A 22,078-nucleotide genomic window follows, 5' to 3' on the forward strand; every position below is an offset into this window, starting at 1 on the left:
GGTTTCCTTGACCCGATACCGGAAAAATTTAATAACATCAGTCCCGTATTCTAGCGGAGCATGCCGTCCCGGCAACAGGGCAAATGTGATGAATTGTGGCCAAACAGGACTTTCCGGTGCGAATACTATATTGTGCACAATATAATGTTGGGCAATAGAAGAGGTAGGATTATGAGCGGTCATCAAAGCATCTACGATTTTACGGTTCAGGACATCAAGGGCAGCGAGCAAGACATGGGTGAGTACCGCGATCAGGTGCTGCTGATCGTCAATACCGCCAGTAAGTGCGGCTTTACGCCTCAGTTTGAAGGTCTGCAGGCGTTATACAGCGACTTGGGCGACAAAGGGCTGTCAGTGCTGGGCTTCCCGTGCAATCAGTTCATGAATCAGGATCCGGCCGATAACGACGGTATCAGCGAGTTCTGCAGTCTGAACTATGGCGTGGAATTTCCGATGTTCGGCAAGATCGAAGTCAATGGTCCGGGGGCTCACCCGATGTACCGTTTTCTCAAGCAGGAAGCGAAGGGTGTGATGGGCTCAGAGAAGGTCAAATGGAATTTCACCAAGTTCCTGGTCAATCGTGATGGTCAGGTTGTTCGCCGCTACCCGCCAACGAGCAAGCCGGAAGCGATTCGCGCCGATATCGAAAAGCTGCTGTAGACGATGACCGCGCAGGAGGAAACGCTCGCCCTCGACAGTCAGGTCTGTTTCGCGTTGTACGCAGCAAACCGCGCAGTGATTGCCCGCTACCGGCCTTTGCTGTCCGAGCTTGGGCTGACCTATCCGCAATATCTGGTGTTGCTGGTGTTATGGGAAGCCGCTGCTGCCTCTCACCGGCTTCGGGTGTCCGATCTCGGGCTCAGGTTGCGCCTGGATTCGGGCACGCTCACGCCGTTATTGAAGCGGCTGCAGGAACGCGGGTTGGTGACTCGCATTCGGGAGCAGCAGGACGAGCGGGTGGTGATGGTGGCGGTTACTCCGGCGGGCCTGGCCCTGCGGGAGCAGGCTAAGGCCATCCCGGCCAGGCTACTTTGCGCGACTGGTGTCGAGCCCGACCGGTTGCTGGCGCTGAGGGACGAGCTCAGGTCGGTTCTTGCCGAACTGGAGAATCCGGAGCCCAGCGATCTATAACCGTTTTCAAGTCATTGCGGTTATAGGGTTTGGTGATGTAATCGTTCATGCCGGCCGCGAGGCAGTTTTCACGGTCCCCCTGCATGACATTGGCGGTAATGGCAATAATCGGTAGAGATTGCCACGCCGGATTTTTCCGGATCTGGCTTGTGGCTTCATAGCCGTCCATGATCGGCATCAGGCAATCCATCAGCACCATGTCATAGTGTTTCTTGCCCAATGCCTGCAACGCCAGCTTGCCGTTTTCCGCCAGGTCCACTGAGTGGCCCATTTTGCGCAGAAGACTGCTGGCAACCAGCTGGTTAACCTGATTGTCTTCGACCAGAAGAATACGCAACCTTGGCGTGGGGGTGGCACTGTCTTCGGCTATCGCAGCGGTTGCGGGGTCGTGCCGGGTCTGTTCGTAGACAGGCAGAGGTAGCGTGACGGTGAAATGGGTGCCTGACCCCGCTTCAGAATCCACCATAATCTGGCCATGCATGCGCTCGACTAGCTGTCGGCAGAGTGTCAGCCCCAGACCTGTACCGCCATAGAGGCGGGTGGTGTCGGTATCAGCCTGGGAGAACGGTGAGAAAATCCGGTGCAGTCCTTCCTTGCTCATGCCGATGCCGGTATCGATCACGTCGAGCTGCAGATTGCCACCGATACGCCTGGCGCGAAGGCTCACACTGCCGTCTTCAGTGAACTTGATGGCATTGCTCAGCAGGTTGTTGAGAATCTGGCGTGTCCGGGTCGGGTCGCCCAGGAACATGCGCGGCAACTCCTGGTCGATCTCGGTAATCAGTTTGATCTGTTTCTTGCCGGCTTGCTGGTCGTGCAGCATTGCGCATTCTTCAATAAGATTGCGGACGCTGAACGGAATGTTTTCCAGGCTGAGTTTGCCCGCTTCCACCTTGGATATATCAAGAATGTCATTCAGCAAGCCTAAAAGGCCCTGGCCGGCGTTCAGCGCGATGTCGAGACGGTTGCGCTGCTCAGTGTTCAGGTCACCTTCCAGGGTCAGCCCCAGCATACCCAGCAAGCCATTGAGCGGCGTTCTGATTTCGTGGCTCATGCTTGCCAGAAAATTGGCTCGAGAGCGGGCCCGGCGCACAGCATCTTCCTTGGCTTTCACCAGTGCGCGGTTGCCCCGCTGCAGAGCCTCATTTTTTTCAGAAATTTCCCGCGTGCGGTCATCGACTTCCCGTTCCAGCTGTGCGGAGTAATTTTTCATGGCACTTTCGGCCAGCCGCAACTGGGCAAGGCTGGAGTCAATGGTTTGCAAATGCTGGTTGATGATACCCACCATGGTGCCGATTTCGTCTTCCTGGTGGTTAGTCGGGATGGGCAGGCGGACTTTCTCCGGGCTGTCGGCCTGTACCCGGCTCAGCGCGTTGATCACGTTCATCATCGGGCGGGTCAGGGCGAAGTAGAAGATGCCAAGCAAGGCCACAGACAGAATGAGACTTTTGAAAAACCCGCTGAGCAGGGTGTAGCCGGCACGCTCCAGGAACAGCAGCCCGTAATGATAGGTATCAATCGTTAGCGCCAGAGTGCCCAGTGACAGGTCGGCCAGTTGGCGCACCCGCAGCTCGTCACTGAACGTGCGGCTTGAACCAAACAGGGCGTCACTGATCCAGCGGTAAGATGAGACCGGGCTGCTCTGACTGGCGGCAGCCATGGTATGGCCGTCATTGTCGATGATCCGGGCGTCAATCGTTGCTGGGTGGCGCAGCAAGCCGTCGAGAAGCTCCTCTGCAAGGCGAACGTCGATGTTGTAGGCGATCTGCGAGGCCGGGCTGTGGCTGATTTCGATCAGAGCCCGAATCTCTGACTCCATGGAGTCGCGCGCGCTGAAATAATCCAGGGTGACTTGTACCGCGTTCAGGACAAGCCCCAATGCCATCGCCACCAACACCGTATCACGGGTCAGGCGAAAAGAGAGTCGTTTGCGAAATAGCCTGGTCACCAGTGTTTACAATCCCTGTCTGGACGCAAATTCATGGGCGAATGGGAAGTTCCTGGTCACTCATCGTAATCGGCTTTCTTCTTCCATTCGTCATCATGAAGGAAGGTATCCCATTCCTTGTCGAGTTTGGATTGGCTTTCCTGACTGTCCGACGCTTTATCACCGTCGGTACTCATGGCCTCAAGCTCTTTAATGCGGGTGCGGAAGCTTTTCACCGCTTTCATCGCCAGTGGGTGGTCCTTGGACTTACCCAGCTCCGTACTGGCGAGATGGTAGGCGTGGATGGCCTTGCGGATCTGATTCTGACGAACGAAGTCCCTCGCCTGGAAAACGTGAAGGTCGGCGTGGGTTTTATGAATCAGAAACAGCACATACTTGAGATTCTTTTTGGCAGCCGCGTTGTCCAGCCTGCCAGCTTTGTGCATGCCCTCGATCATTTTGAACAGGCTTTGCAACAGCTCTTTCACGTAATTGGACTTTTCAGGGGAATCGATTTTCACCGGGGCGCGTTGGTCGGTGTTCTCCAGGATCTGGCTTTTCAACTGCTGTGTGGTTTCCAGCCATTGACGGGTGGGCAGGCTGGCGTTCAGGGAGTTCAGATCGCGGCAGGCTTCCTCCATTCGTTTGATCATTAGCAGCTTCAGGTCTGCGGTCAGGTATTGGCCCGGAATTTCGTTCAGCAGTCGGCTTGCGCGGTTGTACTGATCTTCCTGCGCGGCAATTCGTCTTGCCCTTTCAATCTTGGCGCGTTCCCGCATCTGAATCGTCACAATGATGATGATTGAGGCAGCAACGAGGGCGGCAAGTATCAGGACGATGGTAACGGTATCCATATCTGTGGCGACGACTCCGGTTTTTGGACGAATGGCGGGGCACCGGGCATAAGCCCGCACTTTCCGCAAGTAACCGAAAGACTAGCAGAAAACCGTAAGCGTATCCGTTTAGAAATGTGAAAGGTTCCCGGATTATATTGATTTCGTGAATTCGTTGGATGCTGTAGATTACCGAAATGAATACTGTGGCGTTGGCACAGTGAATGAATGCGGTCTGGAGTCGTTTAATGGACATTTCCCGGGTTGATCTCAACCTACTGGTGTACCTGGATGTTCTTCTGCGGGAAAGGAACGTCACCAAGGCCGCCAATCACCTGGGCATTACCCAGCCGGCGATGAGTAACGGCCTGCGTCGATTGCGAAACCTGTTCGGTGACCCCTTGCTGGTGCGAACCAGTGAAGGCATGTCAGCAACGGAGCGGGCGCGGGAACTGCAGCCGCTGGTGCGGGGCATACTGTCGGATATCGAACAGGCGGTTCAGGAAAAAACGCCGTTTTCGGCAATGGATAGCCAGCGGGTGTTCCGTATCATGGCCAGTGATTATGCGGAATCCTGCCTCATGCCCCGGGTATTAAGGCGTATTCGCCAGGAAGCCCCTCACGTTACCCTGGATGTGTTAACGCCCAGTGATGTCAGTTTCCTGGATGTGGAGCAGGGGCGTCTGGACATGGCGATCAACCGCTTTGACAAGATCCCCCAGTCGTTCCATCAAAAAACCCTCTGGACCGAATATTTTGCCTGCCTGATGAACGCGCGTAATCCGATACTCAGGGAGCCGTTCACGTTGGACACCTACCTTGATGCCAGCCACATCTGGGTCAGTAAAACCGGCTTTGGTGTGGGCGTGGGGGTCAATCCCAAGGATGTGCAACGCCTGGGGTGGGTCGATGAAGCGCTGTCGCTGATCGGGCGCAAGCGCCAGATTTCCGTGTTTACCCGGCATTATCAGGTGGCTATGTTGCTGGCCGAGCAGCACGACTTGATCGCAACCTTGCCGTCTCGGGCGGCGTGGTTGCAAAAGGACAACGCGCACCTGGTCGTCAAAGTGCCACCGTTCGAGATACCGCCGTTTGAACTTAAAATGGCCTGGAGCCCGCTGCTGCAGCACAACGCTGACCACCAATGGTTGCGAAAGCTGATTGCGGAAGTGGCTGGCGAGGTGGACGCCGAATTTGCGCCGTTTGGTGCCCAGTTTGAATCCGCCGATATCCCCGGTGTTCACCACTCAGAGCGGTAACTCCCTGAGTTCGAGCGAACGTTGCCCGGTGTCCCACATGCGATGGAACGTTTCCCCCAGCAACCTGACCCTGCCACCGTCGGAAAAACTGGCGAAGCCCTCGGGCGTGTAGAAATCGTGTCGATAAAGCACGCCCTCGCGGTCCGCGAGCACGAACGGTTGGTCCGTTAGCGGGTAATCCTCATTCGCCAGGCGAAGCTCTATCCGGCTTGGCAGCCGTTTCATCAGTTCAATTATCCGATGCCGGCGCTTGATCAGCGGCTTGTCATCGTGAATCAGAATGCGGATGTCACTGAGTGGATGACGCCGGGCCACAGCGGACACAATTTCCCGGAACTGATGGCGATCATAAAGGCTGTGTTCGAGCAAGCGATCATAGAGCCACAGCCGTTGGGTGGCTTGCCCGGCCAGAGAGTCCAGTAGCGTGATCATGAGATGTTCGGAGGAGAATGCCCAGGATTTCTGGTCTTCGCCAAGCAGCAGCGGGCAGTGTCGGTTGCCCAGCTCAGGGGCTACCAGCTCTGGTGCCAGGCAGCGCATATCCACGTGTGGAATGCCGGCGTCGTCATAGAGCTCGGAGCATACATGGAAGCCGGACCGCTGATAGAACGGAATGGCGTGTTGCTGGGCGGACAACCGGAATTCACTGAACTGTCCGCTGTTTTCCTGGATCAGGTGGTGAAGCATCGCTTCACCAATGCCCTGGCCACGCCAGGACGGCAGCACCGCCATGCGCCCGATATGGGCGGTTTCGCCCAGTGTGGAAAACAGGCGTGCGGTGGCCACCGGCTGGTTACTGGCGTCAACCGCCAGAAAGTGATCGGCTATCTCGTCCGTTGCGTCCCATTCCAGTTCCGGGGGCACCTGCTGCTCTTCGACAAACACCTGTTGCCGTATATCGCGTACCGGTCCCGGTGCCAGTTGCCAACTGTACTTGCGTATGCGTAACGGCATCATTCGAAGTAGACAGAACCGTGGTTGTAGAGATGGCTGAGCAGGCCGCTGATGGCGGGGTCCCCTGCCAGTGCCGCCAGCGCCTCCATATCGATCCGCGCGCCCGCGCAGATCAGTGGTGCCAGGGGTTTGGCGTCACCCTTGAGAAGGTATTGTTCACCGTCCACGAACAGAGCACTTTCCTCACCGAGATCATACCAGGCGAAGCGGGAGCCTTCGTTCCAGCGCAACTGGGCACCCTCCTGGATCAGGTCGCGGAGGACTTCCGGGGCAATCGGTTCGTCCGACGGCACCACAATGTCCATGCTTTTGGGCGCGGTGGCGTATTGCCCGAACCACAGCGAGAGCTGGCGGCGGTCGGACAGTTTGCGATGGATGACGGCCTCGAGCCGGTCTATAACACCTGGCGCGATGGTGCCGGGGTTGTCCTGAACCTGAAGGTCCGGATCGTTGAGGTGATCACCGGCATCGGACTGGCTGCAGAGGAAGTCGGTGAAGCCGGTGAGAAGGTCGTCCACCGTTGGTGCACGAAACCCGATCGAGAGGGTAATGCAATCATCCTCCGCCACGCCATGATGGCCAACACCCGGCGGCAGGTAGAGCATATCCCCGGGGGCGAGGGTGACCGTTTCCTCTCCCTCCCAACTGCTCAGGATGCGCAGTGGTGTGCCTTCCACCCGCGGAGATGTGTGATCGCAGTGGCCACCAAAGGTCCATCGGCGATGGCCCTCGGCCTGCAGGAGGAACACGTCGTACTGGTCGAAATGGGGGCCGACGCTGCCGCCTTTTGGCGCGTAGCTGGCCATGATGTCATCCAGCCGCCAATTGGGCACAAAGCGAAAATGCTCCAGCAGATCCGCAATTTCAGGCACCCAGTGATCCAGCCCCTGCACCAGCAGGGTCCAGTCATGCTCGGGAAGCTCGCTGAACCGCTCGGCGCTGAAAGGACCGTTGTGCATCTGCCAGGGTTTGCCGTCGTCTTTTTCAATCACCAGGCGCGATTCCACACCTTCTTCACAGGCCAGCCCCGCGAGCTCATCAGCGCTTACCGGGCACTGGAAATCGGGAAACGCCTGGCGGATAACCAGCGGTTTCTTCTGCCAGTAATCTCTTAGAAAATCCGCCGCCGTGCGGCCACCAAGCAGTTCCATAGCGCGTGCCCTGATTTCAGATGTTTTGTGCCTGGTCGATGGCGTTGCCGATGTAGGAGCCCGGTGTCAGTGCCATCAGCTCATCCTTGGCCGCCTGGGGAATCTCTAGCGACTCGACAAACTGCTGGATCACTTCCGGCGTCATGGCTTTGCCACGGGTCAGGGCCTTGAGCTTTTCATACGGCTTTTCGATGTTGTAGCGGCGCATGACGGTCTGAATGGGTTCGGCCAGCACCTCCCAGGCCTGGTTCAGATCCTGGTCCAGACGTGCCGGATTGATTTCCAGCTTGCCCAGACCTTTCAGGGAGGCCTCGTAGGCAATCAGGCTGTGGGCGAAGCCGACGCCCAGATTGCGCAGTACGGTGGAATCCGTCAGATCCCGCTGCCAGCGCGAAATCGGCAGCTTGGCGGAGAGGTGGCTGAACAGCGCATTAGCGATGCCCAGGTTACCTTCGGAATTCTCAAAATCGATCGGATTGACTTTGTGGGGCATGGTTGAAGAGCCGACTTCGCCTTCCACTGTTTTCTGCTTGAAATACCCGAGGGAAATATAGCCCCAGATATCCCGGTCCAGGTCGATCAGGATGGTATTGAAGCGGGCAATGGCATCGTAAAGCTCAGCGATGTAGTCGTGGGGTTCGATCTGGGTGGTGTAGGGGTTCCAGTCCAGCCCCAGGCTTTCGATGAACTCTTTGGCATTCTGCGCCCAGTTGACCGACGGGTAAGCGGAAAGGTGAGCGTTGTAGTTGCCAACCGCGCCGTTGATTTTGCCCAGCAATTCGGTGGCATGAATCTGTTTGAGTTGGCGGCGTAACCGGTGCACCACATTGGCCAGTTCCTTGCCGACTGTTGAAGGCGATGCGGTCTGGCCGTGGGTGCGGGACAGCATGGGTTGCTCGGCGTGGTCATGGGCGAGCTGGCCAAGCTTGTCGACAACACGCTCCATGGCCGGCACCAGGCCATGATCCAGGCCCTCACGCAACATCAGGGCGTGGGACAGGTTGTTGATGTCCTCGGAGGTGCAGGCAAAATGCACGAACTCGGTGACCGCGTGCAGCTCCGGCACGTCGGCAATTTTTTCCTTGATGAAGTATTCGACGGCTTTGACATCGTGATTGGTGGTGCGCTCAATGTCCTTGATGCGCTCCGCGTCTGACAGGCTGAACTCGCTGACCATGTGATTCAGAAAGGCTGACGCCTCCGGAGAGAGCGGGGGGACTTCCTGAATATCCGGGTGGGCGGCGAGTTTCTGCAACCAGCGGATTTCAACGGTCACCCGGTTCCGGATAAGGCCATATTCACTGAAAATATCCCGGAAAACGCTGACTTTACTGCCATAACGTCCGTCGACCGGGGAAATGGCGGTCAGGGCGGTGAGTTCCATCGAAAACCTCTCAAATCATCAAAGAATGGGTCAATACAGAATGGCGACTATGATACACCACCCTCAGGTGCGAATCAGTCGTAAACCGCCCGGTTCGCTTTCTCTGCCAGATCCCGGGCCATCGCGATGACCTTGCGGCGGTTACAGATAAGCTGCCAGCGACGGCCTCCGCTCTGCCGCCAAAGCACCGCGGAGCGGATGCCGGCAAGCAGCAGGGCTCGCACCCGTGCGGCATTTTCTTCCTGTTGCAGGATGGTGGGTTCCCCGGTGACCTGAATGCGCATCCGGAAAGTGCTGATGGTGTCCGCGTACACCGAGGCAAGGTTGGCAATCAGGTTGCTGTGGAGATAGCCAAAGTGGCTGGCGGTGTGGCGCGCCTGGTCAATCCGGTTGCCAACGATGGACATCATGTCCTTGCTTCGGTTGAGCTTGGACTCCAGATGAACCAGGTTCAGCGCATAGCGCAGCACTTGAACATCCTGCTGCTTGCTTTGCTGGCTCAGGACATTCGCCAGCGTGGTCAGGCCTTCGCGCAGATCTTTCAGTTCACCGCCATAAACATCCAGGGTGGTCTCTGGGTCCGTGGCGAACAAAGAACGTATGGACGTCTCAAAGCTGGACTCCGCGCATTGGCCATTATGAGCCACTTGCTGAACCTGGGCAGCAGCCTGAAACACACCTGCCAGGGCAATGGTCTGGTCATACAGGGTTCGGCTCATGCGGTTTCTCCACCCACCACAGCCTTTGCGGGCAATGGCTCGTGGTCTCGCCACGTCTGTTCGATGACACCGCCACCCAGGCAAACCTCGCCATGATAGAACACCACGGACTGGCCGGGTGTGACAGCGCGCTGGGCATCGTCGAATACCACGGTGACGCCGCCTTCGCTGCGGGTAACGGTGCAGTCCTGATCAGGCTGGCGATAACGGGTTTTCGCCTTGCAACGGAAGGTGTCAGCGGGTGCCTCCCCGGCGATCCAGTCAATGGGGCCGCTGACCAGGCCCCGGGAAAACAGGAGGGGGTGGTGCTTGCCTTGAACGGCGACCAGAACGTACCGGCTCAGGTCTTTCTCTGCCACGTACCACGGCTCGTCACCAAATTCGCTCAGGCCACCAATGCCAAGGCCCTGACGTTGTCCGATGGTGTGGTACATCAGCCCCTGATGGCGACCGATGCCCTTGCCATCCGGGGTTTCAATGTTCCCGGGCTGGGCTGGCAGATACTGTTTGAGGAAATCGCGGAATTTTCGTTCGCCGATAAAACAGATGCCGGTGGAATCTTTTTTGTCGTGAGTCACAAAGCCCTGGGCTTCAGCAATCCGGCGAACCTCTGGCTTTTCAAGTTCACCGACAGGAAACAGCGTGCGGGCAATCCGGTCACCGGACACCGCATGCAGGAAATAGCTCTGATCCTTGTTGGGGTCCAGCCCCTTGAGAAGCTCGGCTTTGCCGGAACCGTCCTGGAGCGGGCGTTGGCGGGTGTAATGACCGGTGGCGATATAATCAGCGCCCAGGGTCACCGCGTAATCCAGAAACGCCCGGAATTTGACCTCTTTGTTGCAGAGAATGTCCGGGTTGGGCGTGCGCCCAGCACCGTATTCCGACAGAAAGTGTTCGAACACGCGGTCCCAATACTCGGCGGCAAAACTGGCGGTGTGCAGGGGGATGCCAATAACGTCGGCGACCGCCTGGGCGTCCGCGAGGTCGGTCATGGCGGTGCAGTATTCGGTGCCGTCGTCCTCGTCCCAGTTTTTCATAAACAGGCCTTCGACCTGATAGCCCTGATCTTTCAGCAGCCAGGCCGCGACGGAGGAGTCAACGCCGCCGGACATGCCGACAATGACGCGGGTATTTTCGGGAACGTGTGTCATAGCTGAACCGTGCTGCTCAAAGCGCCGAAGTTTACCATTGTTGGCCGGTTACGTCTCAGCGTCGACGATCACATCCAGCGGGAAGCGCCGCCCGTTTCGGTAATCTTCTATGCATCTGAGCACCAGCGGGCTACGGAGTTGATTACCGAGCTCGGCGATATCGCCGAAGCTCAGCCAGTGTGTGGCGAGGATGCCATCGTCGAGGCGGTCAGAGACTTTTTGGAGTGCTCTGGCGGAATAGCAGAAGCGGTAGTAGGTCACGCCGTTAGCCGGTGCTTTGTACGTATACAGCCCGAGGAAATGGGTGGGTTCCACCTCCCAGCCGGTTTCTTCAAGAGTTTCGCGGCGCACGGCGTCCAGTATCGCCTCATCTTCTTCGATATGGCCGGCAGGTTGATTGAAAACCACCAGGCCACCGCTGACTTCTTCAACCAGCAGGTAACGTTCTTGCTCGTCTTCGACGATAACCGCCACAGTGGCATGAGGTGTCCAGGTCATGGCTTGGATCGTCTCCGGTTTGTGCGCTTTGCAGCGGGCGCGTGAATACTGAGCTTCCGGTAGTCACCTGGGGCAAGTTGATCCAGACTCCAATCCCCGATCCGATAGCGGATCAGGCGAAGGGTAGGGAAGCCAACGGCTGCGGTCATCCGGCGTACCTGGCGGTTCTTTCCTTCGGTGATGGTCAGTTCAAGCCAGGATGTCGGTATTGATTCCCGGTGACGTACCGGTGGGTGACGGGGCCAGATGTCCGGCTCGGCCAATTGATTTGCCTTCGCGGGTGCGGTCTTGCCATCTTTGAGCGCCACGCCGGTTCTCAGCGCGGTCAGTGCCTCGGGCGTGATCAGACCTTCGACTTGAACCCAGTAGGTTTTTGGCATTTTCTGCCGGGGTGAGGCAATGCTGTTCTGTACCTGCCCGTCATCCGTGAGCAGCAATAACCCCTCTGAATCGTAGTCGAGGCGGCCGGCCGGGTACACCCCGGGAACCGGGATCCAGTCTGCGAGTGTCGCGCGGGGAATACCCTCGTGGCGGGAGTCGGTAAACTGACTCATAACCTGAAAGGGCTTGTTGAATAAAATAAGGGTCGCCATTCCGTGAGGGTAACGGAAGCCGGGACCGAGGAAAAGAACCGGCCGCACTTGCGGAACTCAAGGAGGCCGGCGGTTAAATCTCAGGCGTTGACGGCGCGAGGTTCGGCCTGTACATCGCTATCGTGACGGCTCTGGTCACCTGACTCGTCGGCCGATTGGCCAGAAGCCGCATGACCGGGTTTGTGCGACTGCTCTTCCGGCACAATGTTGACCGCATGAACGCCCTTGTCACTGGGCTTTTTGTCAAAGGTTACCGCCTGGCCGGCCTTGAGGGTTTTGTAGCCGTCCATCTGTACTGAGGAAAAGTGGGCGAATAAATCGTCGCTGCAACCGTCCTCGATGATAAAACCGTAACCCTTGGCGTTATTGAACCATTTTACTTTGCCCTTTGGCATGATGAACTCCCCTGTTCTTCCACTGTCAATCACTGTTATTGGCGTTATTGGCGTTATTGCCGTGCGTTATGCCTTGCACGGGTGATGTCGTGTTATCTGATACGGATGCCTTCACAGATACAATAACATTACATAGATTTACATTATTTTACAGTGCAACTGTACTGTTGACCAATATTGCCCCTGAGTCAATAGCGGACATTGTCGTAATGTATGGTTGAATGGGGTCTGTAGGCGGTATCATCGCAGAATGTTAACCAGTGCACGCTCGTTCAGCCTGTTGGCTTGAAAACGAGGTGACTCACAACCATCTTACAGGCAAGGGTACCGATTTCCGGTAAACAATCATGAGGACTATCGAGAATTCTCTACTAGTATTTAATCAGGGGGATGAAGAACAGCAGCCAGGGCATCAGGATGACTTGAGCGTCGCTCCTGAAAAGCCCGCCCTGGAGCGCCCTGCGCGCTTTCGCGTGGTGCTGCTGAACGACGACTACACCCCAATGGATTTTGTGGTGGAAGTATTGATGACCTTCTTCGGCATGAACGAAGAAAAGGCGACGCAGGTGATGCTGCTCGTCCATACGCAAGGAAAAGCCGTATGTGGGGTATATACCCGTGACATCGCGGAAACAAAGGCAGCACAGGTGAACCAGTATTCTTCGGAATGCGAACAACCGCTCCTTTGCGAGATTGAACGTGCGGACTGATAGACCCAGGGGTGGCCCATGCTGAGCAAAGATCTTGAAATTACGCTGAATACGGCCTTTAAAAATGCCCGCGACAAGCGTCATGAATTCATGACCGTGGAGCATCTTTTGCTGGCCCTGCTGGACAACGAATCGGCGGTGGGCGTGCTGAAAGCCTGTGGCGCAGACCTGAAGCAGCTTCAGGATGAGCTCGTCGAGTTTGTGGACTCCACCACACCTCTTATTCCGAACAACGACAGCGAGCGCGAAACCCAACCAACACTCGGGTTTCAGCGTGTACTGCAGCGTGCGGTCTTCCACGTGCAGTCCTCAGGTAAGAAAGAAGTGACCGGAGCCAACGTGCTGGTCGCGATTTTCAGTGAACAGGAAAGTCAGGCGGTTTATCTGCTCAAGAAACAGAGCATTGCCCGCATTGATGTGGTGAACTTTGTGTCCCACGGTATATCCCGGGTTCAGGGCGCTGAGGACCAGGAAGGTCAGGATCAGGCTTCCCATGAAGAGGTTGGCGAGGAGGGCAGTTCGTCACGTCCGTTGGAAAGCTACGCAACGAATCTCAATGAGCAGGCCCGTCAGGGCCGGATTGACCCATTGATCGGCCGTGAACACGAAGTCGAGCGGGTTGTGCAGATTCTCGTTCGTCGCCGGAAGAATAACCCGCTGCTGGTGGGCGAGGCCGGTGTCGGAAAAACCGCCATCGCTGAGGGGTTGGCGAAGCGCATCGTGGACGGCCAGGTGCCAGACATCATTTCAGACGCCGTGGTTTACTCGCTGGACCTCGGAGCCTTGCTGGCCGGTACCAAATACCGGGGTGATTTTGAAAAGCGCCTGAAAGGGCTTCTGTCTGAACTCAAGAAAGAGCCCCATGCGATTCTGTTCATTGATGAAATCCATACAATCATCGGGGCTGGTTCGGCATCCGGTGGTGTGATGGATGCATCGAACCTGCTCAAGCCCATGCTGGGTTCCGGAGAAATCCGGTGCATTGGTTCGACCACATTTCAGGAATTCCGCGGTATCTTCGAAAAAGACAGTGCGTTGGCCCGTCGCTTCCAGAAAATCGATGTCAATGAGCCGAGCGTTGAGGATACCTACCAGATCCTCCGGGGTCTGAAACCGAACTTCGAGAAGCACCACGATCTCAAGTACACCGACAAGGCCTTGCGAGTCGCAGCGGAGTTGGCGGATCGCTACATCACGGATCGTCACCTTCCTGACAAGGCCATTGATGTGATTGATGAAGCCGGTGCACGTCAGCGACTGATGCCCGAGGGCAAACGCAAAAAAACGGTTGACGTGACGGACATCGAGGACGTGGTGGCGAAGATCGCACGCATTCCGCCGAAGAGTGTTTCCACCAGTGACAAAGACCTGCTACGCAATCTGGAACGGGATCTGAAGATGGTGGTGTTCGGGCAGGACCCGGCCATCGAATCCCTGTCGACCGCGATCAAGCTGGCCCGGGCGGGCCTTAAGGCCCCGGAAAAGCCGGAAGGTGCCTTCCTGTTCGCCGGTCCGACCGGTGTCGGCAAGACCGAAGTCACCAAGCAGCTTGCCAAGGTGCTTGGCATTGAGTTGGTGCGTTTTGACATGTCTGAGTACATGGAGCGGCACACGGTGTCCCGCCTGATTGGCGCACCCCCGGGCTACGTCGGTTACGATCAGGGTGGCTTGCTCACCGAATCGGTAAGCAAGCACCCCCACTGCGTGTTGTTGCTGGATGAGATCGAGAAGGCGCATCCGGAAGTCTTTAACCTGCTGCTGCAAGTGATGGATCACGGTACGCTGACGGATAACAATGGCCGGAAGGCCGATTTCCGCCATGTGATTCTGGTGATGACCACCAACGCTGGTGCCGAGAGCATGGCGCGCCGGTCCATCGGCTTTAACGAGCAGGACCACAGTTCGGATGGCATGGAAATCATCAGCAAGACCTTCACGCCGGAGTTCCGCAACCGCCTGGATGGCATCATTCAGTTTGCAGACCTTCAGAAGGCCACCATCACCCATGTGGTGGACAAGTTCCTGACCGAGTTGCAGGCGCAACTCGATGAGAAACATGTGGTTCTGCACGTGGATGAGCCGGCGAAACAATGGCTCGCGGAAAAAGGCTACGACGTCACCATGGGTGCAAGGCCGATGTCCCGCCTGATCCAGGATAAGATCAAGCGACCCCTGGCCGAGCAGATCCTGTTTGGCCGGCTATCCGAGAAAGGCGGAGAGGTGCACATTCACCTTGGTGACGATGAGCTGGTTTTCGATTATGAGGACGAGCCTGCCGAGGCCGTGTAGGGTAAGCACTCGCCATACGATGAACCGCGCCCCTGTAACTGAAAAAGCCCCGGAGACCGGGGCTTTCAGACGTCACGCTGACGATTAGCGGGCGCGGTAAACGATGCGGCCCTTGCTGAGATCGTAAGGGGTCAGCTCAACTTTCACCTTGTCACCGGTCAGAATGCGAATGTAGTTTTTGCGCATTTTTCCGGAGATGTGGGCCGTCACAACGTGGCCGTTGCTGAGCTCAACACGGAACATGGTATTGGGAAGCGTATCAAGAATAACGCCCTCCATTTCAATGACATCTGTTTTCGCCATTCAGTAGAAACCTCGTTTGGGATTAACTTGCCTGGATTTTAAATTGCGCAATTCTGCCTGATTTGTCGCCATTTGGCAAAGTCAGTTGTGTGTCATTGCCTGCCAGTGGCCATCCATCAGGGCTTCAATCGGTTTGAACCGGGTTTTGTAGTTCATTTTCCGGCAGTTTTTGATCCAGTATCCGAGATACAAGTGGGGTAAATCCCGGGCTCGGGCTGACTCGATCTGCCACAGAACCGCAAAGGTGCCGAGGCTTCGGCTTTCGTGGTCTGGATGAAACACAGTATAGATGGCGGAGAGGCCGTCATCCAGCATGTCTACCGCCGCCAGCCCGATCAATTCGTCGCCCAGCCGGATCTCCAGGAACCAGGAATCGGTGGCACCTTCCACCAGGAACGATGTGAATTGTTCCCGTGACGGTGGGTACATGTCACCGTCGGCATGACGCTCCTCGATATAGTGGGCATAGAGCCGGTAGTAGCGTTCGGCAAAGCTGGCGGGCACCAGTTCGCAGTTGAGGTCCCGGTTTTTGTCGAGTACCCGGCGCTGGCTGCGATCGGGCTTGAAATCATCGACCTTGAGGCGAACCGGGATGCAGGCGTTGCAGCTCTCGCAGTGGGGCCGGTAGTAGTGGGAGCCGCTGCGGCGAAAGCCCAGCGCAGTTAACTGGCTGTAGAGTCGTTTGTCGACATTGGCCCGTGGGTCGACAAACATAGTGGTGGCCTCACGATTGGGCAGGTAGCTGCAGTCGTGCGGGGGGGTTGCAAAGAACACCAGGGTTCTGAGGTTACTCATGCGCTCCTCCGGGCCCGGGCCATTGCCACTGGCTCTGCCAGGAGTTCTGGCTGGGAGAGCGGTCAACGCCTGCTCTGAGTATAGATAAAAATTCGCGCCGGGGAATGGTTCGTGCGCCCATTTTCAGCAAGTGGCTGCTTTCGACCTGACAGTCAATGAGCTGGTATCCCCATTCATTCAGCTGATGGGCAAGGTGTACCATCAACACTTTGGAGGCGTTGGCTTCCAGCGAAAACATGGATTCGCCGAAGAAGCATTGGCCAATGGCCAACCCGTACATGCCCCCGGCCAGGGCACCTGATGGATTCCAGACTTCAATGGAGTGGGCAACGCCTTGCTGGTGGAGTTGTGCATAGCTGTTGGCCATGTCCGCGGTGATCCAGGTGCCTTCGTCACGGGTGTCGGCGCACAGGCGGATAACGCTGCTGAAGTCTTTGTTGGCGGTGGTGGTGAAGTATCGGCTGTTCAGGGTGCGTCTGAGGCTGCGGGGGATGTGGATTTCCGTCGGAAAGAGCACGCAGCGTGGGTTGGGTGACCACCAGAGGATCGGCTGGTCGTCGCTGAACCAGGGGAAGATGCCGTTGCGATAGGCGAGGATCAGGCGCTCGGTGGACAGGTCGCCACCCAGTGCCAGCAGGCCATCGGGGTCGTCCAGGGCTTCCTCGGCGGGAGGGAACCAGAGGTGGTCAGGGTCTATCCAGGGTAGTGAGGTCATCCTGATCCGCTGTTGGTCATATGCTGCTGAATTTAGGAGTCGGCGGCCTTCGGGCACGACTGGCTGAAACACGCTGTAGATACGTCCGTGTACGCTTGGCTCCGCACAGTTTCAGCCAGTCGCACCCGAAGGCCTGATCGGACCACCGGGTAACTTCAGCAGTCCAGTTTAATCCTGTTGATCCAGAAATTTTTCCGCATCCAGCGCCGCCATGCAGCCAAAACCGGCTGAGGTCACGGCTTGACGATACACGTGGTCGGCTACGTCGCCGGCGGCGAATACGCCGGGGACGCTGCTCTGGGTGGCCATGCCTTCCAATCCGGAGCGGATTTTGATGTAGCCGTTTTCCATGTCGAGCTGGCCGGTGAACAGGTCGGTGTTGGGTTTGTGGCCGATGGCGATGAATACGCCGGCCAGGTCCCGTTCCTGGGTCGAGCCGTCTTTCATGCTTTTGATGCGCATGCCGGTGACGCCGGTGCCGTCGCCGAGGACTTCGTCGAGGGTGTGGTCCCAGACGATGTTGACGTTGCCGTTTTCGGCTTTTTCGAACAGTTTGTCCTGCAAGATTTTTTCGGCGCGCAGGCTGTCGCGGCGATGCACCAGGGTGACTTCGTCGGCGATGTTGGAGAGGTACAGCGCCTCTTCGACAGCGGTGTTGCCGCCACCGATGACGGCGACTTTCTGTTTCTTGTAGAAGAAGCCATCGCAGGTTGCGCAGGCGGATACGCCCTGACCTTTGAATTTTTCTTCCGATTCGAGGCCGAGATACATGGCGGATGCGCCGGTGGCGATGACCAGGGCGTCGCAGGTGTACTCACCACTGTCGCCCTTGAGGCGGAACGGACGGTTGCGCAGGTCGGCTTCGTTGATGGTGTCGTAAACCACATTCGTTTCGAAGCGCTCGGCGTGCTTGAGCATGCGCTGCATGAGCTCAGGACCCTGCACGCCGTCGTTGTCGCCGGGCCAGTTGTCGACGTCGGTTGTGGTTGTGAGCTGGCCACCCACTTCAATACCGGTGATCAGTGTTGGCTTGAGGTTGGCACGGGCTGCGTAAACAGCAGCGGTGTAGCCGGCGGGGCCGGAGCCAAGGATGATCAGGCGGGAATGTTTGGTTTCGCTCATTATGGATCTCTCGTTTCAAACTGAAGACAGCGGTTTGGAAATTGATGCAGGCTATCATGAACCGGGAAATGTGCCAGTTACTTTGGTCAATTCCGGTGATTAAACGATGCTATTCACTCGATGACTGACACATTGGTAAGCAGCTGTCTGACTCTTTCACCGCTCTTTCCCGACTCTCCCTGCTCCAATCGGTGTTCTGCAACGGCGGGGAACACCGCCTGGATGTCGTCTGGTAACACGTGATGGCGTCCGGCCATCAGTGCCCAGGCGCGCGCGGCGCGCACCAGCCCCAGCCCGGCTCGCGGGGACAGGCCGTAGAGCAGGCCTGGCATGCGGCGGCTTTGTTCGAGCAGACGCTGGACGTAGTCCAGCAGGGCCGGGCTGGTGGTCACGCGGCTGACCGATTCCTGCAGGTCTTCCAGGTCGCCCTGGCTAAGCAGGGTTTGCAGTTTGTCCGTCAGGGCGCGGCGATCTTCGCCTTCCAGCAGTTCCCGCTCTGCTTTGGGGTCAGGATACCCCAGCCGCAGCCGCATCAGGAAGCGGTCCAGTTGGGACTCGGGCAGCGGGTAGGTTCCCCCCTGTTCGATGGGGTTCTGGGTGGCGATGACAAAAAACGGGTGGGGCAGCGGGCGGGTTTCCCCTTCGATGGAGACCTGCCGCTCTTCCATCGCTTCCAACAACGCACTTTGCGTTCGTGGTGACGCTCGGTTTATCTCATCGGCGAGCACGACCTGGGCGAAAATCGGGCCTTTGTGAAAGACCAGGCTGCCGGCTTCCTTGTCATACATCGAGTAGCCAAGCACGTCGGCGGGAAGCAGGTCATTGGTAAACTGAATGCGCTGATAGCTCAGCCCCATAATCCGGGCGAGGGCATGGGACAGCGTGGTCTTGCCCATGCCGGGAATGTCTTCGATCAGCAGGTGGCCCCGGGCCAACAGTCCGCATAGGGCCAGGCGGACCTGTCGGTCTTTACCCAGAAGGATGGTGTTGAGCTCGCTAACAACGGTGTCGATCCGTTTTTTCATGCAGGTGTCAGTCCCGTACCCGTTTGAGAATGTCGCTATAGGCGTCTATTCGTCGATCCCTGAGATACGGCCAGATGCGACGAACCGATTCGCTACGATGACGATCAATGCTGGCGTGGAGAATCGTTTCGGAGCGATCATCGGCTCTGGCGAGAAGTTCCCCCTGAGGCCCGGCAATGAAGCTGTTGCCCCAGAAGCGGGTGCCGTTGGACTGACCGGTCGGGTCGGGCTCGGTGCCGACCCGGTTGGGGGCGATCACAGGAAGGTTGTTGGCCACGGCGTGGCCGCGCTGCACGGTTACCCAGGCATCCAGTTGGCGGGCCTGTTCGTCAGGCTCATCGGTCTCATCCCAGCCAATGGCGGTTGGGTAAATCAGGATTTCAGCGCCTGCGAGCGCCATTAACCGTGCGGCTTCTGGGTACCACTGATCCCAGCAGACCATTACCCCAAGCGTTCCTACAGAGGTTTCAATGGGGGTGAAACCATTGCGACCGTCGTTAAAAGTGGCATCGCCAGGCGTGAAATAGAACTTCTCATAAAAGCCCGGGTCATCGGGGATGTGCATCTTGCGGTAGATGCCTGCCATGCTGCCATCCCGCTCAAAAACGACCGCGGTATTGTGGTACACGCCATTCATACGGCGCTCGAAAATGGAGCCTACCAGCACAATACCCAGTTCCGCTGCGAGGGCTGCGAGTACCTGGCTGCTTGGTCCGGGTATCGGCTCGGCCAGTTCAAACACCGAGGTGTCTTCTGTCTGGCAGAAATACAGGGTGGCGTGCAGTTCCTGCAGAACCACCAGGCCTGCGCCTTCCGCGGCGGCCTGGCGCACCAGGCGCTCGCTGGTCGCGAGGCTGACGGCTTTGTCGTTACTGCAGGCCTGTTGTATTGCCGCCACCTGCAGCACAGGGGCAGTGTCAGGCCGGGTCATAGTGTGAGGACTCCGGCCGGTAGCTGCATGGTCACGCAATGCAGGCTGCCATGCTGGCGGATCAGCGGTCGGCAATTGACCGGAATAATGTCCCGCTCGGGGAAAAGGCGTTGCACCACGTCGATAGCCTCACGATCCTGGGGGACGTCATATACTGGCAGGAGTACCGCGCCATTGATGATCAGGAAGTTCGCGTAGGTGGCCGGTAGCCGTTGGCCGTCTTCATCGTAGATGGCGTCAGGCCAGGGCAGCGGCGTCAGCTTGTAAGAGCGGCCATCGGCCCGGCGGAACTGTTGCAGTTCTTCTTCCATGGCGGCCAGCGCGCTGTAGTGCTCGTCTGCAACATCGGGACAGCGGACGTAACACAGATGATCCTCCGCACAGAAGCGCGCGAGCGTGTCGATATGGCTGTCGGTGTCATCGCCGGCCAGATAGCCGTGGTTGAGCCACAGTATGCGGTTGGCACCCAGTGTTTCCGCCAACAGATTCTCAATGGCTCCGCGATCCAGGGACAGGTTTCGGCTGGGCGTCAGCAGGCACTCGCTGGTGGTCAGAAGGGTACCGGCCCCGTCTGATTCGATGGAGCCGCCTTCGAGAACATGATCCACCGCCTCCATGGGCGCTGCGCCAAAGGTTCCAGCATTGTGAAGGTGCTGGTTGAGCGCATCGTCTTTTTCCCAGGGAAACTTCCCGCCCCAGGCGTTGAAGCGGAAATTGAGCACAATGGGGCCGTCGCCGGTACTCACCGTAAGCGGGCCGTGGTCCCGCGCCCAGGTATCGTTTGCGGGTGCGGGCACGGCATAAACGCGGCCGGGCAAACCCTGGTCTCTGGCGTAGGCGGACAGGTCCCGCTCAAGGTCTTGCAGCCTTGAGACGTGTTCACAGCTGATGATCAGGTGTTCCCGCGCCAGAACCGCTGTGGCGATCTCCATAAACACGGGTTCTACGTCTGCGAGAATGTCACTCCAGTCTGTGCCGGGGTGTGGCCAGGTGAGCATGACCGCGCTTTGCGGAGCCCACTCCGGGGGTAATACGCGTGTGGTCGTCAATGTATAGCCACCTATTGCAAAAAACGTCATTCTAACCAACGGACGACGCTGCGTCAGGGTGTGGGTTCAGGAATTTTGCGCGGCCCGTGGGGCGGAAGCGCGGGGTAATATCTGCCTGCTTACCGATAGGACTTTAATACTGCATGAAGAACCTGGTCACTCTCGAAGTAAACCACAAAGTCGTCGTAGTGCCATTGGGAGATGGGCGGGTCACCCACCGGCCCACTGGTTTCCCGGGGGCTGCCCCAGCTTTTCCGTACACGGTCCTGGCTCATACCGGTGAGGGGCAGGTCTGACTGGTTTCGCTCAGCCTGCGACCCGACCGGAATGGCCATTTCATCCGCTATCACCGGGTTGAGAGGTGAAAAGCTTAACATGGCCGCCAATGTGGCGGTGCCGAGCAGTTTCTGAACGAATCTTATCATGGGTGCTGTGCTCCCTGGCGTATGAAGATTGTTGTCACTGTGCCCCACAGATGACATGAATAAAACGTAATATCGTAAAAAGACTGACAAAAGTCACACGGTTTTGCCAATTTACTCGTTCTGCCGCTGGCGGATTTGCCAGCGCATCACATGCCGCGCAATTTGCTGACGATCGCTGTCATGAATGTCGGTGAATTCTGTGTGCACCCGTGCTCCGCCGGTGTCGTTGGCTATTATTTCGATGACCTTGGCAAAGGCCTGTGGCTGAAACAGCTCGGGGGGGAGTGTCATCCGAATCGCCAGTAACTCTCCCTCTGCCCAGGCGTTGCTTTTGCCATCAAATGCCAGGCCGCCTTCGCTCAGGGTCACATCCTGCCAGTCCTCAGGTTGCAACGGATTTTGCTGAAAGGCCATAATGCGCGCCAGCGTGTCGAGCTTCCCGTTCATGGATTTGATCAGTGAGGTTAACAGCCGGTCTCGTTCGGCCAACGTTGCCAGCTGTGAGCGCACATCCTGATCCAGGCGACGCCACTCGGCCTGTAGGCTATCCAGATGGTCGCCGACAAACGGATTTTGATCCTCTGGATGCCCCGGGGATACCCGGCGGAGTTCGAGGCCGATATGGTCTTCTATCCGAAAGAAATCGCGCCGGTCTCCAGCTGCAGGCTTTGGCAAGCTCCGGGGAGAATCGTCGAGAGGTCTTGATGGCATGAGAGCTC

The 22,078-nt window shown here is 57.6% G+C and carries 24 protein-coding genes; 5 read left to right on the forward strand and 19 right to left on the reverse strand.

Annotated features, from left to right (window positions below):
- The first annotated feature begins 171 nt into the window (after window positions 1-171).
- Together WD429_RS06320 and WD429_RS06325 are read left to right on the forward strand one after the other, a co-directional pair.
- A complete protein-coding gene (locus WD429_RS06320; RefSeq protein WP_368421331.1) occupies window positions 172-660 on the forward strand; it encodes a glutathione peroxidase in 489 nt (162 codons plus the stop codon).
- A gap of 3 nt (window positions 661-663) precedes the next feature.
- The gene (locus WD429_RS06325; RefSeq protein ID WP_368421332.1) at window positions 664-1,131 is read left to right on the forward strand and encodes a MarR family winged helix-turn-helix transcriptional regulator; all 468 of its coding nucleotides are present in this window, start codon (window positions 664-666) and stop codon (window positions 1,129-1,131) included.
- On the opposite strand, the gene WD429_RS06330 is transcribed toward WD429_RS06325, so the two are convergent.
- Together WD429_RS06330 and WD429_RS06335 are read right to left on the reverse strand one after the other, a co-directional pair.
- Complete coding sequence (locus WD429_RS06330) at window positions 1,082-3,079, reverse strand: ATP-binding protein (RefSeq protein ID WP_368421333.1); 1,998 nt, start codon at window positions 3,077-3,079, stop codon at window positions 1,082-1,084. The genes WD429_RS06325 and WD429_RS06330 overlap by 50 nt on opposite strands.
- A gap of 56 nt (window positions 3,080-3,135) precedes the next feature.
- Window positions 3,136-3,912, reverse strand: coding sequence for a hypothetical protein (locus WD429_RS06335; protein ID WP_368421334.1), 777 nt, complete (start codon window positions 3,910-3,912; stop codon window positions 3,136-3,138).
- 227 nt (window positions 3,913-4,139) lie between these two features.
- Here WD429_RS06335 and WD429_RS06340 point away from each other — a divergent pair, with 227 nt between their 5' ends.
- Complete coding sequence (locus WD429_RS06340) at window positions 4,140-5,150, forward strand: LysR family transcriptional regulator (protein WP_368421335.1); 1,011 nt, start codon at window positions 4,140-4,142, stop codon at window positions 5,148-5,150.
- Here WD429_RS06340 and WD429_RS06345 read toward each other — a convergent pair.
- The 8 genes from WD429_RS06345 to cspD all read right to left on the reverse strand — a co-directional run bounded on the left by WD429_RS06345 (window position 5,139) and on the right by cspD (window position 11,995).
- Window positions 5,139-6,104 carry a GNAT family N-acetyltransferase gene (locus tag WD429_RS06345; RefSeq protein WP_368421425.1) on the reverse strand — a complete coding sequence of 322 codons (966 nt, stop codon included), beginning with the start codon at window positions 6,102-6,104 and terminating at the stop codon, window positions 5,139-5,141. The two genes, WD429_RS06340 and WD429_RS06345, sit on opposite strands and share 12 nt — an antisense overlap.
- Window positions 6,104-7,255 carry a cupin domain-containing protein gene (locus tag WD429_RS06350; RefSeq protein WP_368421336.1) on the reverse strand — a complete coding sequence of 384 codons (1,152 nt, stop codon included), beginning with the start codon at window positions 7,253-7,255 and terminating at the stop codon, window positions 6,104-6,106. The genes WD429_RS06345 and WD429_RS06350 overlap by 1 nt, the downstream gene beginning before the upstream one ends.
- 16 nt (window positions 7,256-7,271) lie before the next feature.
- Entirely contained in the window at window positions 7,272-8,639 is a 1,368-nt protein-coding gene (gene purB, locus WD429_RS06355; RefSeq protein WP_368421337.1) for an adenylosuccinate lyase, read from the reverse strand.
- A gap of 74 nt (window positions 8,640-8,713) precedes the next feature.
- On the reverse strand, window positions 8,714-9,358 hold the full coding sequence (gene hflD, locus WD429_RS06360) for a high frequency lysogenization protein HflD (RefSeq protein WP_368421338.1): 645 nt from the start codon (window positions 9,356-9,358) through the stop codon (window positions 8,714-8,716).
- A complete protein-coding gene (gene mnmA / locus WD429_RS06365) occupies window positions 9,355-10,509 on the reverse strand; it encodes a tRNA 2-thiouridine(34) synthase MnmA (protein ID WP_368421339.1) in 1,155 nt (384 codons plus the stop codon). The genes hflD and mnmA overlap by 4 nt, the downstream gene beginning before the upstream one ends.
- Before the next feature lie 48 nt (window positions 10,510-10,557).
- A complete protein-coding gene (locus WD429_RS06370) occupies window positions 10,558-11,007 on the reverse strand; it encodes an NUDIX hydrolase (protein WP_368421340.1) in 450 nt (149 codons plus the stop codon).
- Complete coding sequence (locus WD429_RS06375; RefSeq protein WP_368421341.1) at window positions 11,004-11,600, reverse strand: pseudouridine synthase; 597 nt, start codon at window positions 11,598-11,600, stop codon at window positions 11,004-11,006. The genes WD429_RS06370 and WD429_RS06375 overlap by 4 nt, the downstream gene beginning before the upstream one ends.
- Window positions 11,601-11,680: 80 nt before the next feature.
- Complete coding sequence (cspD, locus tag WD429_RS06380; RefSeq protein ID WP_368421342.1) at window positions 11,681-11,995, reverse strand: cold shock domain-containing protein CspD; 315 nt, start codon at window positions 11,993-11,995, stop codon at window positions 11,681-11,683.
- Window positions 11,996-12,342: 347 nt separating this feature from the next.
- Between cspD and clpS the strand changes: the two genes are divergently transcribed.
- Together clpS and clpA are read left to right on the forward strand one after the other, a co-directional pair.
- Entirely contained in the window at window positions 12,343-12,705 is a 363-nt protein-coding gene (gene clpS / locus WD429_RS06385; protein WP_368421343.1) for an ATP-dependent Clp protease adapter ClpS, read from the forward strand.
- Between the two features lie 18 nt (window positions 12,706-12,723).
- Window positions 12,724-14,994, forward strand: a complete 2,271-nt coding sequence (gene clpA, locus WD429_RS06390) for an ATP-dependent Clp protease ATP-binding subunit ClpA (protein WP_368421344.1) — start codon at window positions 12,724-12,726, stop codon at window positions 14,992-14,994.
- A gap of 84 nt (window positions 14,995-15,078) precedes the next feature.
- Here the strand turns inward: clpA and infA are convergent, their stop codons facing one another.
- From infA to WD429_RS06435, 9 genes are all read right to left on the reverse strand, one after another.
- Complete coding sequence (gene infA / locus WD429_RS06395) at window positions 15,079-15,297, reverse strand: translation initiation factor IF-1 (protein ID WP_368421345.1); 219 nt, start codon at window positions 15,295-15,297, stop codon at window positions 15,079-15,081.
- An 81-nt stretch (window positions 15,298-15,378) separates the two neighbouring features.
- A complete protein-coding gene (locus WD429_RS06400) occupies window positions 15,379-16,092 on the reverse strand; it encodes an arginyltransferase (protein WP_368421346.1) in 714 nt (237 codons plus the stop codon).
- Entirely contained in the window at window positions 16,085-16,807 is a 723-nt protein-coding gene (gene aat, locus WD429_RS06405) for a leucyl/phenylalanyl-tRNA--protein transferase (RefSeq protein WP_368421347.1), read from the reverse strand. Before aat ends, WD429_RS06400 begins: the two co-directional genes overlap by 8 nt.
- Before the next feature lie 168 nt (window positions 16,808-16,975).
- Window positions 16,976-17,929, reverse strand: coding sequence for a thioredoxin-disulfide reductase (gene trxB / locus WD429_RS06410; protein ID WP_368421348.1), 954 nt, complete (start codon window positions 17,927-17,929; stop codon window positions 16,976-16,978).
- Window positions 17,930-18,042: 113 nt separating this feature from the next.
- The gene (locus WD429_RS06415; protein ID WP_368421349.1) at window positions 18,043-18,954 is read right to left on the reverse strand and encodes an AAA family ATPase; all 912 of its coding nucleotides are present in this window, start codon (window positions 18,952-18,954) and stop codon (window positions 18,043-18,045) included.
- A 7-nt stretch (window positions 18,955-18,961) separates the two neighbouring features.
- Window positions 18,962-19,885 (reverse strand): carbon-nitrogen hydrolase, encoded by a 924-nt coding sequence (locus tag WD429_RS06420; RefSeq protein ID WP_368421350.1) that lies wholly within the window; start codon window positions 19,883-19,885, stop codon window positions 18,962-18,964.
- Complete coding sequence (locus tag WD429_RS06425) at window positions 19,882-20,934, reverse strand: agmatine/peptidylarginine deiminase (protein ID WP_368421351.1); 1,053 nt, start codon at window positions 20,932-20,934, stop codon at window positions 19,882-19,884. Before WD429_RS06425 ends, WD429_RS06420 begins: the two co-directional genes overlap by 4 nt.
- 119 nt (window positions 20,935-21,053) lie before the next feature.
- Window positions 21,054-21,359 (reverse strand): hypothetical protein, encoded by a 306-nt coding sequence (locus WD429_RS06430; RefSeq protein ID WP_368421352.1) that lies wholly within the window; start codon window positions 21,357-21,359, stop codon window positions 21,054-21,056.
- A gap of 111 nt (window positions 21,360-21,470) precedes the next feature.
- Window positions 21,471-22,070 (reverse strand): PilZ domain-containing protein, encoded by a 600-nt coding sequence (locus tag WD429_RS06435; RefSeq protein ID WP_368421353.1) that lies wholly within the window; start codon window positions 22,068-22,070, stop codon window positions 21,471-21,473.
- Window positions 22,071-22,078 lie beyond the last annotated feature (8 nt).

Origin of the sequence: Marinobacter sp. (genome assembly GCF_040904845.1) — a bacterium.
GTDB lineage: Bacteria > Pseudomonadota > Gammaproteobacteria > Pseudomonadales > Oleiphilaceae > Marinobacter.

Excerpts from the sequence above, each read along its gene's own strand:
- WD429_RS06320 (WP_368421331.1), top strand. The coding sequence starts at position 172 with ATGAGCGGTCATCAAAGCATCTACGATTTTACGGTTCAGGACATCAAG.
- WD429_RS06325 (WP_368421332.1), top strand. The coding sequence starts at position 664 with ATGACCGCGCAGGAGGAAACGCTCGCCCTCGACAGTCAGGTCTGTTTC.
- WD429_RS06335 (WP_368421334.1), bottom strand. The coding sequence starts at position 3,912 with ATGGATACCGTTACCATCGTCCTGATACTTGCCGCCCTCGTTGCTGCC.
- WD429_RS06340 (WP_368421335.1), top strand. The coding sequence starts at position 4,140 with ATGGACATTTCCCGGGTTGATCTCAACCTACTGGTGTACCTGGATGTT.
- WD429_RS06345 (WP_368421425.1), bottom strand. The coding sequence starts at position 6,104 with ATGCCGTTACGCATACGCAAGTACAGTTGGCAACTGGCACCGGGACCG.
- WD429_RS06350 (WP_368421336.1), bottom strand. The coding sequence starts at position 7,255 with ATGGAACTGCTTGGTGGCCGCACGGCGGCGGATTTTCTAAGAGATTAC.
- purB (WP_368421337.1), bottom strand. The coding sequence starts at position 8,639 with ATGGAACTCACCGCCCTGACCGCCATTTCCCCGGTCGACGGACGTTAT.
- hflD (WP_368421338.1), bottom strand. The coding sequence starts at position 9,358 with ATGAGCCGAACCCTGTATGACCAGACCATTGCCCTGGCAGGTGTGTTT.
- mnmA (WP_368421339.1), bottom strand. The coding sequence starts at position 10,509 with ATGACACACGTTCCCGAAAATACCCGCGTCATTGTCGGCATGTCCGGC.
- WD429_RS06370 (WP_368421340.1), bottom strand. The coding sequence starts at position 11,007 with ATGACCTGGACACCTCATGCCACTGTGGCGGTTATCGTCGAAGACGAG.
- WD429_RS06375 (WP_368421341.1), bottom strand. The coding sequence starts at position 11,600 with ATGGCGACCCTTATTTTATTCAACAAGCCCTTTCAGGTTATGAGTCAG.
- cspD (WP_368421342.1), bottom strand. The coding sequence starts at position 11,995 with ATGCCAAAGGGCAAAGTAAAATGGTTCAATAACGCCAAGGGTTACGGT.
- clpS (WP_368421343.1), top strand. The coding sequence starts at position 12,343 with ATGAGGACTATCGAGAATTCTCTACTAGTATTTAATCAGGGGGATGAA.
- clpA (WP_368421344.1), top strand. The coding sequence starts at position 12,724 with ATGCTGAGCAAAGATCTTGAAATTACGCTGAATACGGCCTTTAAAAAT.
- infA (WP_368421345.1), bottom strand. The coding sequence starts at position 15,297 with ATGGCGAAAACAGATGTCATTGAAATGGAGGGCGTTATTCTTGATACG.
- WD429_RS06400 (WP_368421346.1), bottom strand. The coding sequence starts at position 16,092 with ATGAGTAACCTCAGAACCCTGGTGTTCTTTGCAACCCCCCCGCACGAC.
- aat (WP_368421347.1), bottom strand. The coding sequence starts at position 16,807 with ATGACCTCACTACCCTGGATAGACCCTGACCACCTCTGGTTCCCTCCC.
- trxB (WP_368421348.1), bottom strand. The coding sequence starts at position 17,929 with ATGAGCGAAACCAAACATTCCCGCCTGATCATCCTTGGCTCCGGCCCC.
- WD429_RS06415 (WP_368421349.1), bottom strand. The coding sequence starts at position 18,954 with ATGAAAAAACGGATCGACACCGTTGTTAGCGAGCTCAACACCATCCTT.
- WD429_RS06420 (WP_368421350.1), bottom strand. The coding sequence starts at position 19,885 with ATGACCCGGCCTGACACTGCCCCTGTGCTGCAGGTGGCGGCAATACAA.
- WD429_RS06430 (WP_368421352.1), bottom strand. The coding sequence starts at position 21,359 with ATGATAAGATTCGTTCAGAAACTGCTCGGCACCGCCACATTGGCGGCC.
- WD429_RS06435 (WP_368421353.1), bottom strand. The coding sequence starts at position 22,070 with ATGCCATCAAGACCTCTCGACGATTCTCCCCGGAGCTTGCCAAAGCCT.